Below are 14,535 nucleotides of genomic sequence, written 5' to 3'. Positions count from 1 at the left end.
TTCGGCTCAGAAATCAAAGGAATAACAGGTGCTGTGGAAGTAGCCAATCCCTCAATTCACAACAGGGTCTGCCCATCAAAAAAGTTAGAAGACATAAGCAATATGCTGGACGTTGCAGACGATTTGGGATTTAAAAAGGCGATTACAATAATATTAGGTCTTGGTGAAACTTTGGATGATGTTGACTACGTTATCGACTACATCAAAGAACATAAAATTGACAGAGTAATCTTTTATTCTCTCAACCCACATAAGGAAACCATCTATGCCAACGCTTCCCAACCTGCCTCACTTTACTACGCACAGGTTGTAGCTCAAGTAAGGCTTGCTTTTCCTGATATAGAAATAATCTGCGGAACATGGATTGACAATCTGGCAAACATTGGAATATTGATTCTTAGCGGAGCCAATGGAATAACCAAATTCCCATTATTCAAAATGTTCGGTACAAAATACGGAAAAAGGGTTGAAGAAGAAGTTAAATGGGCAGGAAGACAACTGAAAGGAACATTTACCGATAAAACACAATTGGGACCTGAAAAAAGTGAAGTTTCACCCGATTTGGATAAATTCATTAAACGATATGTTAAAGAGTCTTTAAAAAATAAATATTAATTATCATATATAGTATTATAATAAATTAAAACAAGGTGTAATAATGACATTAAAAGTAGGCGTTATTGGTGCTGGTTCTCTAGGTACTGCACTTTCACAAACAATCAGTGAAAATGTTGACCAATTATTATTACATGTCAGAAAACAGGAATTATGTGACGACATTAACAATATGGGATACAATACGCACTATTATCCTAACAGGAAATTGAATGACAACATTAAAGCGACAACAGACTTGAATGACCTGAATGATTGTGAAATCATATTTTTAGCGATTCCTTCTTCCGCATTTAGGCCAACTTTAAAAAGCTTAAAAGAAGTGATTTCAAATGATACAATACTTGTTACAACCGCTAAAGGAATTGAATATCCATCCCTAAACACAATGGGGGATCTTATCTCAGAATATTTCAATAACGAATATGTTGTATTGTCAGGACCTAACTTTGCATCAGAGATTATGATAAAGCAACCTACCCTCACAAATATCGCATCAAGAAACCCGGAAAATTCCAAAAAGGTTAAGGAAGTCCTAACCACCAAACATTTCAAAGTCAAAATCATTGATGACATCAGAGGAATCGAGCTTTGCGGCGTTTTGAAAAATATCAATGCGATTGCAAATGGAATCTGTGAAGGTATGAAGATTAATGAGAACGCAAGATATGGAATCTTGACAAAAAGTTTTGAAGACACCATCGCAATTATTGAGGCATTCGGCGGAGTTTCAGAAACCGCACACGAATATTGCGGATTCGGGGATTTGATTCTGACTTCAACTTCTACCGAAAGTAGGAACCATACCCTGGGAATTCTATACGGCCAGAGATTAATCATCGATGAGGCCGCAAGCGGAATAGTGTTTGAAGGAAAGAATTCAATCAGAGCGGTGAAAGACATTTGCGCCAACAAAAACATCAACAGTAATATTGTGGATTTCGTTTATGACGTTATTATTGAAAGAATGAACCCTGTTAAAGCATTCGACATATTATGGGAGAAAATAGAATAGAAGGTGAAAAAATGATTGGAGTAATTTTATCAGCAGGAATGGGTACAAGATTGATGCCCCTTACAAAAGACATTCCAAAACCTTTGCTTGAGGTTAACGGAATGACTTTGCTTGAGAGAATGATGAAAAACTTGATGAATGAGAATATTAAGGAATTCATCGTAATCGTCGGATACAATAAGGAAAAGGTAATTGATTTGGCCCCTAAATTAGAAGAAAAATATTCAATTAACATAAAGATCTTAGAAAACGAAAAGTACGACGTTACAAACACCTCAGTTTCAACATATATTGCAAGCAAATACATTGAAGAAAATCAGACAGATGATTTCATATTAATCAATGGAGACAATGTCGTTGACCCTGAAATCATAACAAGAATAGCTGAAAGGGAAAATACCAGTCTGATTGTAGATAATTTCAAAGACCTGAATGAGGAATCATTTAAATTAATAATTGAAAATGAAACATTCAATGAAGACAAGACAATTGCAAACGGAACCATTGCAGAAATCGGAAAAGGAATTGACATTGCAAGTTCCACCGGAGAATTCATCGGTGTTTCAAAAGTATCAAAAAATGATCTCTCCAAATTCAATGAAATTCTTGAAGACCTGATGGATGAAGATAAACAAAACTACTACGATTTTGCATTTAAAACATTAAGTAAAGTCAGTCCAATTGATTATGTCCTAACAAATGGACTTAAATGGACCGAGATTGATGACCACAACGATTGGAATCAAGCTCAAAAATTAATTGATGAATTTGAAAACTAATTCATTAATTTTTATTTCTTTTTTTATTTTTTCAAATCCTTGAAAAACATGCTATTTTCAACAATATTTATAAATTGATATAAACAAATATAATGATAATATAAAAAATTATCCTATAGAGGAGGAATTATTATTAGTGACGATGTCGATATGATGTGTGGACTCGAAATCCACGTACAACTAGAAACCGAATCAAAATTATTCTGTGATTGTCCTACAAACTATCAGGACGCACCTATTAACACAAACATCTGTCCAGTTTGTCTTAATCAACCAGGTGCCAAACCACATCCTACAAATGAAAAGGCTCTTGAAAATGCATTGATGATTGCTTTAATGCTCAACTGTGAAATCGATCAAGATGTAATCTACTTTATGAGAAAACATTACGATTATCCTGACTTACCATCCGGTTATCAGAGAACCTCAGTTCCTATCGGAATCAACGGTGAATTGAATGGAGTCAGAATCAGGGAAATTCACGCAGAAGAAGACCCAGGTCAATTCAAACCGGACAGAGGTACTGTAAACTTCAACCGTTCCGGAATTCCATTAGTTGAAATTGTAACAGAACCGGACATAAAATCCCCAGAGGAAGCAAGGAACTTTTTAAAAGAGTTAATCCGTGTTATACAATATAGTGGAGGAGGCCGTGGTGAAGGTACCATGAGAGCAGACGTAAACATTTCCATCAATGGAGGAAACAGGGTGGAAATGAAAAACATCAACTCCATTAAAGGTGCATACAAAGCATTGAAATTTGAACTCATAAGACAAAAGAACCTTGAAAAAAGAGGAGTTGAAGTTAAACAGGAAACCCGTGCATACCTCGAATCCCAAATGATTACTGTAGGTATGAGGATGAAAGAAGATGCTGACGATTACAGATTCATCACAGATCCTGACTTGCCTCCAATGAAGATTTCTGATGAAACCATTCAAAGAATCCTGGACACAATGCCTGAAGCTCCACACAATAAAGTTAAAAGATTTGTTGAAGAATATGACATTGATGAAGAATCAGCAAAAGTACTGACTTCAGAATTGGATTTGGCTATAGCATACGAGGAAGTTGTAAAAGAAGTCGATTCCAAATTTGCTGCAAAAGTAATGAGAGACGAACTTAAAAGGGTATTGTCATACAATAAGTTAGACTTTGCAGACAGTGGAATTAGCTCTCAGGATTTAATAGAATTTTTAAACATGCTTCAAAATAAAGAGATTACCGCAAAGGCAGGTCATAAAATTATCGAACAAATGCCAAACAATGAAAAATCCCCAAAAGAGATTGCTGAAGAGTTAGGATTGCTTGGTGTTGTTAAAGATGACGAAGTGCTGGCTGCGGTAAAACAGGCTATTGAAGAAAATCCAAAAGCTGTTGATGATTATTTAGCTGGTCAAAAAGCTTCTTTAAACTTCTTAGTTGGCCAAGTAATGAGATTGACTCGTGGAAAAGCTGATCCAGGAGAAACTGTTAAACTTTTAAAAGAAAACATAGAATAGGGGGAAAGCTAAAATGGGAAAAAAATCTTTTGTTAAAGATTATATGACTAAAGACGTTATTAGCGTTTCTCCAGACACTAAAACTGACGACATTATAAAGTTAATGCAAAAAAGTCACCACAACAGTTACCCCGTAGTTGAAGACGGAAAACTGGTAGGAATGGTAACAGCATTCGATATCGTTGCCAAAGAGCAATCAGATACCGTTTCTGGAATAATGAGTACAAAATTAGTCGTCGCTAATCAAAACTTATCAATAAATGACGCTTCAAGGGTAATGTTTAGAAGAGGCATTTCAAGAATGCCTGTTGTGGACACTGACGGAACATTGGTGGGCATTATCACAAATACTGATATGGTCCGTTCACACATCGAAAGGTCAACCCCTAATAAAGTGGAATACTTCAAAAAAACAATGGAACAACTTTATGGCATCAAAACAACATTAAAGCACATGCGTGTTGAAACCAAAAAGTTAAGGCCTACACAGGACAGGGTTTATGCTGACGAACTCGAAGGAAGAGCTTATGAGTTGGAAAAAGGATTGGCAGAACCTGCAATTGTTGTGAAAACCGGTGACAGGTGGATTTTAGTTGACGGTCACCACAGAGCTGTTGCTTCAGCACAAAGAGGCTATGAAACTGTTGATTCATATGTTGTTGATTTAGGCAAAGACATCAAGCTAGGTATGGAAAAAACTGCGGACAAGGCAGGAATCAGAACCTTTGACGACATTGAAATCATTGATGATGACAAACATCCATTGATTGCACTAACCGAAAGTATGCAAGATCAGGAATCAAAAGGTGACCATTAATGGATAACGATAAAATCATAAGAGAAGTTTATGAAGTATTGGAATCAAGAAGGGACAATCCCATTGATTCATACACCTCAAACATCATGAAAGACAGCGATAAAAAAGCAGAAGACAAGATACTTGAAAAAATAGCTGAAGAATCAGGGGAGGTGTTGATAGCTTCCAAAAATGATGAGAATCTTGTATATGAATCTGTTGACCTGATATTTCATACATTGCTGCTTTTAGTTTATAAAGGCGTGGAACTTGATGAAATATTTGAGGAATTCGCCAGAAGGCGAAAATAATTTAAATTATAATAATAGAATGTAACATAAATTTAGTTAATTGAAAAATATTGGTAATTACAATGTTTGATACGATTTCGCAAAAAAAATTTTTACTAACAGAGTTAGTTAAAAAGAATCTAACTTCAAAATATAAGGATTCAGTTTTGGGAATCCTTTGGAGTTTCTTTAACCCACTTCTAACCATGTTAGTATTCACAGCAATATTTTCCATGCTGTTCGGACACAATATTCAAAATTATCCAGTATACTACCTAGCGGGAAGATTAGCATTTGATTTCTACAATCATGGTACCAAAGGAGCTATGAATTCCATCAGAAAGAATGCAAATCTCATGAAAAAGATTTATGTTCCGAAAAGTATGTTTGCCGTGAGCTCAATCTGTTATGAGTTCGTGAATTTCCTAATTTCATTCGCCATATTGTTCGGCGTTATGATAATAACAGGCGCACCTTTCCATCCGACATTGATATTTACAATCATACCGATTGTATTGTTAGTTGTGCTTGTATTTGGTGTGGGATTGATTTTAGCAGTATGCAATACCTATTTCACTGATATAGGTTACCTGTACAATGTATTTACATTAGTATTGTTATATGCATCCGCAATGTTCTATCCGATTGAAATCGTTCCATCCCAAGTTCAAATCATATTTACATTAAACCCGGTTTACTGTGCAATGTCCTGTTTCAGGCAATGTGTTTACGGAGCCGTGCCTGACATTTCAATGCTTCTGTATTTAGGTGCATTTGCATTTACAACATTAGGAATCGGATTATTATTATTCAATATTTATGACAAAAAATTAGTTTTAGAATTATAGGTGTTATTATGAGTATAATGGGAAAAATAAAAAGATTGCTTAGTAGATCCTCAGGTGACTCATATAATAACCAGCTTGAAGATAACGTTGCCGTAAGAGTAGAGCACGTATCAATGGAATTCAAAATCAGCAAGGATAAGATTGACACTCTAAAGGAATATGTTATCAGAACCCTGAAGCGCAACAAAAAGGAGAAGGAAAAAATCAGAATTTTAAATGACATCTCCTTCGAGGTGCACAAAGGGGACAAACTTGGAATCTTAGGATTCAACGGTGCCGGAAAAAGTACTCTTTTAAAATGGATAAAGATTTCCTTGATGAAAAGTTCGATGAGATAGTTGAGTTTTCAGAACTTGGAGAATTCATCAATTATCCCGTTAAAAACTATTCTTCAGGTATGAGGGCAAAATTAGGTTTTTCAATTGCGACCTTAATAGAGCCGGACATCCTGATTGTCGACGAGATATTATCCGTTGGAGACATCAAATTCAGGAAAAAAAGTTCCGAAAAGATTAATGAGCTTATGGCAGAAGGAGTTACAGTACTGCTCGTATCTCATTCAATCAATCAGATCAGAAAGATCTGCAATAAATGCATTTGGATTGAAAGCGGAAGAATAGTCATGGAAGGGCCTTCAGATGAGGTTTGTGACGCATATGTTGCAAATGCCGAAGGCGGCAGCAATAAAAAGAAGAGAAGGAGAAAATAACCTAGAGGTAAAAGTATGGATAAACGATGGATAGGAATTATCATTATATTAATTGCAGGATTAGGATGCATGTATCTTATTGTTGACAATTCAACAAGCGTGGGAAATGCCGTTAATGTAATTAATGACGTTACAATAACATTGCCTCCGGGATATATCAATACCGAAGATGGAAGCAATTATTGCGTATTATTCAAGAAAGAAACCAATGAAACAATGCGTATTAAATGCCTGAAGGATGCAAAAGGATATATTGAAGAATATAATAACAGTTTAAATTCTCTTAAAAAGCAGTATGACATCATAATCAAAAAGAACTTCACAAATGATACAGTGGGCATGATTGAATATGAAAATCAGTCATCAACAGACAAGAAATTCATCAGTCTGGTTTACTTTGAGAAGTGCAACCATACCTTTTCAATTCAGATGGAACACTACACCAACAATGAAAGCAAAGAGACTGCACTCAATTTCATAATTGAAAACCTGAAATATGATTTCAAACAAAGAAAATAATTAATCTTTTAAGCAATATTGCATATTGCACATTCCTCTTTCAAAATTGAGGAATTTCACCCTTTTTTTATTGAATTCCCTAAATCCTATTTTTTCATAAAGTTTCTTAGCATCGGCGTTTCTGAAATCGGCATCAAGGGTGACTCTATTATAATTTTTGGACCTGGCATAATCTATAACATCACACACCACCTTTCTTCCGATTCCCTGACCTCTCAGACTTGAATCGATGGCAATCTCTGCCAGATACAAGTCATCCTCTTCAATATCTGCCAATGCAAAATGGTCTAAAATGTCCACTATCAACAGTTTAGGGGATTTCAGATAGAACTTATGAGAAAGGTGAGAGTCATAAACCATCAGGACCCCTATGATTTCACCGTCATCATCCAGAATGACCTTAAAATAATCTCCCAGACCCCTTTTGGGCAAATCCTTGGCGATGGTTTTGACAGCACTTTGCTCATCTTTAAAAAGCATGTCGAATGTTCTGAAATCAACATCATAGACCAGCTTAGCGACTTTAGTTAAATCATGTTTTTCAGGATCAAAGGTTTCATATCTCATTTAATCACTATTTACAATTGTTAAGGCAAACACAGCTGCACCAAATCCATTATCAATATTTACAACAGCAATTCCTGGTGCACATGATTGAAGCATGGCATCAAGAGCAACCCTTCCACCTTCTCCAACTCCATAACCGACAGAAGTTGGAACTGCAATTACCGGCACGTCAACAAGACCCGCAACAACTGATGGAAGTGCCCCTTCCATTCCTGCACAAACTATGAATGCCCTGACTCCCTCGTTTACCATATGGGCGATTTGAGGAAACAATCTGTGAATTCCGGCAACCCCAATGTCATAGGAGGTTATCGCTTCACATCCCCCTTCCTCCACAATAACGCGAGCTTCCTCTGCAATATTTATGTCAGAAGTGCCAGCAGTTATTATTCCTATTTTGGCGATTGGATCCTTTTCAATTATTTCTTTTCGTATAATCAAAATTTGGGCTCTTCTGTTATAGTCGAAAATGTATGAATTCCTGCCTAAATCTTCAGTGATTCTTTCGTATCGTTCATGAGACAATTTTGTAATTATCAAATCCTGACTGCTTCTTTCAAGATAATTTCTAATGATTGTGATTAAATCCTCATAGTCTTTGCTTGGTGAAAATACCGCTTCTGGAAAACCTGTTCTTTCACTGCGCTTAATGTCAAATTTGGCAATGTCGTCAAACTCCAATATGTTATTGGCCTTGAGAAGTCTTTCCGCTTCATCTACATTAAGTTCCCCACTTAGCAATCTTTCAAGAATATCTTTCATAATATAATATATAGGATAAAATTATATAAAATTTAACTTACAATATTATAATTTAATGAAGGCTTTAATGATTTTAACACAAGGAATTGTCCAAGGCGTAGGATTCAGGCCATATGTATATAGGCTAGCGACAGATTTAGACCTCAAAGGATATGTAAGGAACCTTGGAAATGTAGTTGAGATTATTATTGAGGGAGATAAAACCTCCGATTTTGTTGAAAGACTACCTGAAGAACTGCCACCAATTGCAAAAATTGATTCAATGGAAGTCAGTGAAATCGAAGCCAAAAATTATTCTGATTTTGAAATCATTGAAAGCGGAGATACATATTCCGGAGTCAGCGTAATCCCACCGGACATAGCAATCTGTGACAAATGCCTTGAGGAAATCAGAAACCCTCAAGACAGGCGTTACAAATATCCGTTCAATGCATGCACCGATTGCGGACCAAGATTTACAGTCATTGAAAGCGTCCCATATGACCGTGTGAGAACCTCAATGGATGATTTCCCATTATGTGAAGACTGCCTTGTTGAATACAAGCAGCCATTGGACAGGCGATATCACGGAGAGGCAATCTGCTGTGGCGACTGCGGACCACAAATGGAGATATATGAAGGAAATGTGAAACTGGATGTGGAAAATCCGATAAAAAAAGGTGCTGAAATCCTGAAGGATGGAGAAATCCTGGCAATCAAGGGAATCGGCGGAACACACCTTGTTGTTGATGCATACAACGACAGCGCAATCAAGGAACTGAGATCAAGACTTAACAGACCGAACCAGGCATTTGCGGTAATGTGCAGGGATTTGGAAAGCCTTGAAAAATATGCGCTTTTAAGCGAAAGGGAAATCGAGACAATAACCTCAAACAAAAGGCCGATTGTTATCCTAAAGAAAAATGACAATTACAGATTCCCCGAAAGCCTATCCCCCGGCCTTCACAACATTGGAGTCATGCTTCCATACTCACCGATGCACTATTTATTATTTGATGAAAGCGACATTGACACCTACGTCATGACATCCGCCAACATTCCCGGCGAGCCGATGATGATTGAAAACGATGAAATCATCGGCGGAGTCAATGATTATTCCCTAGTTCACAACCGCCGAATACTGAACAGATGCGACGATTCGGTTATCAGATTCAGAAACAACGAACTTTCATTCATAAGGCGTTCACGTGGATACACCCCAGAACCTTATACAATAAATTATGATGTCAATGACCTAAACGTATTGGCGGTAGGTCCCGAGCTTGACGTGACATTCTCGATAGCGAAAGGGGACAGAGTATACCCTTCACAGCATATCGGAAATACCAACAAGCCGAAAACACTGATGTTTTTAAGGAATGCCATTGAAAACATGGAAAGGATTACAAAAATCAATGAGTTTGATGTCATTGCCTGTGACATGCATCCCCATTTCTTTACAACACGCCTGGCACATGAGCTGGCGGAAAAGTATGATGCGGAAGTCCTGCCTGTGCAGCACCATCATGCGCACACAGTGGCACTTGCAAATGACCATGGAATCGAAGAGCTAATCAGCATTTCAGCCGACGGTGTAGGTTACGGCAGCGACGGAACAAGCTGGGGCGGAGAAATCCTATATACAGATATCAATTCATTCGAAAGGATGGCGCATCTTGAGCCTCAACTGATGCCTGGAGGAGATGTTGCAACAAGATATCCTGCTAGAATGCTTGCAAGCATCCTGAAGGATGACGAATTGATTGGAAACTATATTGACTACTTCAAATATGGAGAAATTGAAATCAGAAATATCAAAAAGCAGATTGATGCAGGCATAAACGTTGGAATCACCACAAGTACAGGCAGGGTTCTTGACTCAATGGCGGTTGCTCTTGAAATCTGCCATGAGCGTACCTATGAAGGGGAATGCTCAATGAAGCTTGAATCCGCAGCATATTATTCGACAAAAGAGCTGGAAATTCCTGCAGTTATAGAAGGCAATCAGCTGAACACCACTGAAATCCTTCGTGAAGTTGTCAGATTATATCAAAAAGGCGAGAAAAAAGCAGATGTTGCTGCGGCAGGACAGATTGCAGTCGCAAGCGGTCTAAGTGAACTTGCACTGAAATCCGCTGATAAAAAGAAAATTCAGGATATTGGTGCAACTGGAGGAGTGTTTTATAACGAAGCCATAACCGATTGCGTCAAGAATTATGTTGAAGGAAATGGCTATAACTTCATACAGCACCTTAACACCTGTGCCGGAGACGGATCCGTTTCACTAGGTCAAAGCATTGTAGCAAAAAAAAGTAAAAAAAGTGTTTGAAAATAAATTCAAACAAACTATCTATTTTTCATGGTCCTTTCAAGGATATATTCCGCTCTTTCCAAAAGGTTACCATATAATCTGATTTGATTTCTCAACTCATCGATTGCTTCGAGTTGTCCATCGTCGATTCTCTTTTCGATATCCAATAGTTTGGACCATTCGTCTCCTGATGGCAGTTGCAATGTATTGAGCATGTCGTCTGTAAACTGCACATCGAAGTTATTTCTGTTGATTGTAATGTGTATGTTAACTTCGTTCTGCAAATCGTAGTATTTACGCGGACGGCCTCTTAAAATCTTTTTATAAGAAGAATTTAGGATACCTATATCTTCCATTGCACGCAAGTGTGCGATAATGGCTTTCTGTCCAATGTCAAGTTCATTGGAAATTTCACTTACAAACATAGGTTCTTCCCTTAAAAGATTTATAATGTCTCTTCTAGTCTTACAACCCATTACATCAAGGATATCCTCCACATCAATGTCATCTGAAGGTCCATTGTAGTTGGTTCTTAATTCAATGTGACCTTGAGGTTGATTGGCATTTCTGCGAGGTTTTTCGTTTTTCTCAATGTCGTTTGTATTAGTCATGTTTATACCTTATGTATCGAAACCTTTATATAACTTTTTGTTACTATAATAATGTAAGAGAAAGATAACTTTTTGTTACTTTAATATTTGGTTCAGAAAAACTTAAAGTAATAACTCTTAAATGATGAACCATTTTCCTATATGTCCATAAATTCCCCAAAACTGAATATTAAAGAGCAAAAAGAAAAATTCTCGGTATAGAGTTATTACATAGGTTTTTCAAATAACCTAAAAAAGGTGTAACTATGACTGATGAAAATAAAAGCGAAACTGAAGTAGAAACTCAAGATTTGGAAGAGAAATATGAAGCTCTTCTTGAAGAAAAAAATCAGGAGATTGAAAAGCTTCAAAAAGATCTTGAAAAATCCGAAAGTGAAACCCAGGAATACATCTCACTATCACAAAGACTTCAAGCTGATTTCGAAAATTTCAAAAAGATAACTGACAAGAGAAATCAGGAGCTAGTAAAATTCGCTAATGAAAATGTTATAAAAGATTTCCTAGACTGTTATGAAGACTTCGGTAGAGCTTTGGAAACAGAAAACGATGAAGACTTAAGAAAAGGTATTGAATTAATCTACAATAAGTTTAGTGATGTGCTAGCAAAAGAAGGAGTAAGCGAAATTCCGGCAAAAGGAGAAAAGTTCGATTTGAACAAACATGAAGCACTAATGGTTCAGGACTCCCCGGATGTCGAAAACGGATACATTATTGAAGAGTTGATGAAAGGATACATGTACAAGGACAAAGTCCTCAAATACTCAAAAGTTATAGTTTGTAAAAAATAACGTTTATTAAATAATCTATTAAAAAAAATAAGGTGATAATTATGTCTGATACTAAAAAAGAAAAAATTATTGGAATTGATTTAGGTACAAGTAACTCAGCTGCATCTGTGCTTGTAGGAGGTAAACCAACCACAATCCCTTCCGCAGAAGGTGCAAGCCAATACGGTAAATCATTCCCAAGTTACGTAGCATTTACCGAAGACGGTCAAATGCTAGTCGGTGAACCAGCAAGAAGACAAGCAGTAACAAACCCTGAAAACACCATCTCAGCAATCAAAAGAAGCATGGGTACCGACCACAAAGTTACCGTTAACGGAAAACAGTACTCTCCACAAGAAATTTCCGCATTCATCTTGCAAAAAATCAAAAAAGATGCAGAAACCTTCCTCGGAGAACCTATCCAAAAAGCCGTAATTACCGTACCTGCATACTTTGACGACAATCAAAGGACCGCAACAAAAGACGCAGGAACCATTGCAGGATTAGACGTTGTAAGACTTGTAAACGAACCAACTGCAGCAAGCCTCGCATACGGTCTCGACAAAGCTGAAGAAGACGACATATGGAATTCGGTGGAGGAGTATTTGAAGTAAGATCCACCAGCGGAGACACCCAACTCGGTGGTACCGATATGGATAACGTATTAATCAAATACTTAGCTGATGAGTTCAAAGCTCAAGAAGGCGTTGACCTGATGGATAATGACCAAGCAGTACAAAGGTTAAGAGAAGCTGCTGAAAAAGCAAAAATCGAATTGTCCACCACCACAACTACCGAAGTAAACTTACCGTTCATTGCAATGGGAACTGACGGAACCCCTAAAAACTTAATCATTTCACTTACAAGAGCAAAATTAGAAGAGCTCGTCGATTCAATTGTCGAAAAATCAGGCAAACCAATGCAACAAGCATTAGATGACGCTAAAATGAGCAAATCAGAAATTGACAAAATCATTTTAGTCGGTGGACCTACCAGAATGCCAATCGTACAGAAATTCGTAGAAAAATTCATAGGAAAACCAGTTGAACGTGGTATCGACCCAATGGAATGTGTATCCATGGGTGCTGCTATTCAAGGAGGAGTATTGGCCGGTGAAATTAAAGACATCGTTCTTTTAGACGTTACCCCATTATCCTTAGGTATCGAAACCTTAGGTGGAGTTTCAACCACTTTAATCGAAAGAAACACCACCATCCCTACCAAGAAAAGCCAAGTATTCTCCACAGCTGCCGACAATCAGCCTTCAGTAGACATCAACGTACTTCAAGGTGAAAGGAAAATGGCAGCAGACAACACTTCACTTGGACGTTTCCAACTTGTAGGAATCCCACCTGCACCAAGAGGCGTTCCACAAATTGAAGTAACCTTCGATATTGACGCAAACGGTATTATCAATGTAACCGCTAAAGATAAAGGAACCGGTAAGGAACAAAAAAGACAAGAAGAAATCGAAATCAGAAACAATGCAGACTCATTAATTTACACTTCAGAAAAAACCTTAGATGAACTCAAAGATCAAGTATCTGAAGATGAAAAGACTAAAGTCGAAGGACTTGTAGCTGAATTAAGAGAACTTATAGCTGGCGATGACGTTGATGCCATTAAAGCAAAGTCTGATGAATTATCCAACGTAATTCAAGAAATTGGTGCTAAAATCTACCAACAAGCACAGGCAGAAGCACAAGCTCAACAACAAGCAGGAGCTGACCCTAATGCAGGTGCTGGCGACAACAGCGATGATGACACAATAGATGCAGACTATGAAGTAAAAGACGATTAGATTAAATAATACAGTTTTATTGGATTGTTAGGTTAAGACAAAATCAGAATCAGAATCAAAAAAATAGTTAAACTAACAATTAAAATAAAACTATTATTTATTCTATTTATTATTTTTTTAAGGTGAACAAATGGCAGACAAGCGAGATTATTATGAAGTTTTAGGCGTGGACAAAAACGCCGATGAGAAAACAATCAAAAAAGCTTATCGTAAACTAGCCAGACAATACCATCCAGACGTTTGTGATGAACCTGATGCAGAAGATAAGTTTAAGGAAGTAAGTGAAGCTTACGCTGTCTTGTCTGATGATGAAAAACGTCAAAGGTATGACCAGTACGGTCATGCGGGAATGGATGGATTTACAGCTGAAGATTTCTATCAAAACGTGAACTTCGACGACATTTTCCAGGGATTCGACATCGGAAACATATTCGACATGTTCTTCGGTGGAGGAAGCGCCCGATCCAGAGGAAGAGGCAGAACTGGCCCTCAAAGAGGTTCAGACATTTATACAGAAGTTCCTATTACACTCGAAGAGGCATTCCAAGGCTGTGAAAAGGAAATCAAGATTACAAGAAGCGAATTATGTCCAACTTGCCACGGTTCCAAATCAAAGCCGGGCTCTGATCCGGAAACATGTTCAACATGCGGAGGAACAGGCCA

15 protein-coding genes and 2 pseudogenes are annotated in these 14,535 nt (G+C 37.4%); 14 read left to right on the top strand and 3 right to left on the bottom strand.

Annotated elements, in window-relative coordinates:
* From QZN27_RS08180 to QZN27_RS08135, 10 genes and pseudogenes are all read left to right on the top strand, one after another.
* Positions 1-615 (top strand): annotated as a pseudogene (locus tag QZN27_RS08180) (radical SAM protein); the annotation flags it as partial.
* 43 nt (positions 616-658) lie between these two features.
* Positions 659-1,630 carry an NAD(P)H-dependent glycerol-3-phosphate dehydrogenase gene (locus tag QZN27_RS08175; protein ID WP_296786237.1) on the top strand — a complete coding sequence of 324 codons (972 nt, stop codon included), beginning with the start codon at positions 659-661 and terminating at the stop codon, positions 1,628-1,630.
* Between the two features lie 11 nt (positions 1,631-1,641).
* Positions 1,642-2,409: a phosphocholine cytidylyltransferase family protein gene (locus QZN27_RS08170; RefSeq protein ID WP_296786235.1), complete on the top strand. Its 768-nt coding sequence runs from the start codon at positions 1,642-1,644 to the stop codon at positions 2,407-2,409.
* 150 nt (positions 2,410-2,559) lie between these two features.
* A complete protein-coding gene (gene gatB / locus QZN27_RS08165) occupies positions 2,560-3,912 on the top strand; it encodes an Asp-tRNA(Asn)/Glu-tRNA(Gln) amidotransferase subunit GatB (protein ID WP_296786232.1) in 1,353 nt (450 codons plus the stop codon).
* A 13-nt stretch (positions 3,913-3,925) separates the two neighbouring features.
* Positions 3,926-4,729 carry a CBS domain-containing protein gene (locus QZN27_RS08160; RefSeq protein ID WP_296786228.1) on the top strand — a complete coding sequence of 268 codons (804 nt, stop codon included), beginning with the start codon at positions 3,926-3,928 and terminating at the stop codon, positions 4,727-4,729.
* A complete protein-coding gene (gene hisE, locus QZN27_RS08155) occupies positions 4,729-5,019 on the top strand; it encodes a phosphoribosyl-ATP diphosphatase (RefSeq protein ID WP_292886446.1) in 291 nt (96 codons plus the stop codon). Before QZN27_RS08160 ends, hisE begins: the two co-directional genes overlap by 1 nt.
* A gap of 62 nt (positions 5,020-5,081) precedes the next feature.
* The gene (locus tag QZN27_RS08150; RefSeq protein WP_296786225.1) at positions 5,082-5,846 is read left to right on the top strand and encodes an ABC transporter permease; all 765 of its coding nucleotides are present in this window, start codon (positions 5,082-5,084) and stop codon (positions 5,844-5,846) included.
* Between the two features lie 8 nt (positions 5,847-5,854).
* A complete protein-coding gene (locus tag QZN27_RS08145) occupies positions 5,855-6,184 on the top strand; it encodes an ATP-binding cassette domain-containing protein (RefSeq protein WP_296786223.1) in 330 nt (109 codons plus the stop codon).
* Positions 6,145-6,555 (top strand): ABC transporter ATP-binding protein, encoded by a 411-nt coding sequence (locus tag QZN27_RS08140; protein ID WP_296786221.1) that lies wholly within the window; start codon positions 6,145-6,147, stop codon positions 6,553-6,555. Before QZN27_RS08145 ends, QZN27_RS08140 begins: the two co-directional genes overlap by 40 nt.
* Before the next feature lie 15 nt (positions 6,556-6,570).
* Positions 6,571-7,074, top strand: a complete 504-nt coding sequence (locus QZN27_RS08135; protein ID WP_296786219.1) for a hypothetical protein — start codon at positions 6,571-6,573, stop codon at positions 7,072-7,074.
* On the opposite strand, the gene QZN27_RS08130 is transcribed toward QZN27_RS08135, so the two are convergent.
* Both QZN27_RS08130 and larB read right to left on the bottom strand, forming a co-directional pair.
* The gene (locus QZN27_RS08130; protein ID WP_296786215.1) at positions 7,075-7,641 is read right to left on the bottom strand and encodes a GNAT family N-acetyltransferase; all 567 of its coding nucleotides are present in this window, start codon (positions 7,639-7,641) and stop codon (positions 7,075-7,077) included. It abuts the gene before it with no gap.
* The gene (larB, locus tag QZN27_RS08125; RefSeq protein ID WP_296786212.1) at positions 7,642-8,403 is read right to left on the bottom strand and encodes a nickel pincer cofactor biosynthesis protein LarB; all 762 of its coding nucleotides are present in this window, start codon (positions 8,401-8,403) and stop codon (positions 7,642-7,644) included.
* A gap of 55 nt (positions 8,404-8,458) precedes the next feature.
* Between larB and hypF the strand changes: the two genes are divergently transcribed.
* The gene (hypF, locus tag QZN27_RS08120) at positions 8,459-10,711 is read left to right on the top strand and encodes a carbamoyltransferase HypF (protein ID WP_296786207.1); all 2,253 of its coding nucleotides are present in this window, start codon (positions 8,459-8,461) and stop codon (positions 10,709-10,711) included.
* 17 nt (positions 10,712-10,728) lie between these two features.
* Here hypF and QZN27_RS08115 read toward each other — a convergent pair whose 3' ends face one another.
* The gene (locus tag QZN27_RS08115; protein ID WP_394340199.1) at positions 10,729-11,169 is read right to left on the bottom strand and encodes an ArsR/SmtB family transcription factor; all 441 of its coding nucleotides are present in this window, start codon (positions 11,167-11,169) and stop codon (positions 10,729-10,731) included.
* A gap of 380 nt (positions 11,170-11,549) precedes the next feature.
* Here QZN27_RS08115 and QZN27_RS08110 point away from each other — a divergent pair, with 380 nt between their 5' ends.
* The 3 genes and pseudogenes from QZN27_RS08110 to QZN27_RS08100 form a co-directional block, all read left to right on the top strand.
* On the top strand, positions 11,550-12,092 hold the full coding sequence (locus QZN27_RS08110) for a nucleotide exchange factor GrpE (RefSeq protein WP_292751931.1): 543 nt from the start codon (positions 11,550-11,552) through the stop codon (positions 12,090-12,092).
* Between the two features lie 41 nt (positions 12,093-12,133).
* Positions 12,134-13,872, top strand: a pseudogene (gene dnaK / locus QZN27_RS08105) (molecular chaperone DnaK).
* 130 nt (positions 13,873-14,002) lie between these two features.
* On the top strand, positions 14,003-14,535 hold a 533-nt coding region (locus tag QZN27_RS08100), incomplete at its 3' end, for a DnaJ domain-containing protein (protein ID WP_296786195.1).

It is taken from the genome of uncultured Methanobrevibacter sp., from assembly GCF_900316895.1.
Lineage (GTDB): Archaea > Methanobacteriota > Methanobacteria > Methanobacteriales > Methanobacteriaceae > Methanocatella.
Note: the sequence above shows the minus strand (reverse complement) of the source record. Positions and strands in the feature narration are given on the sequence as shown.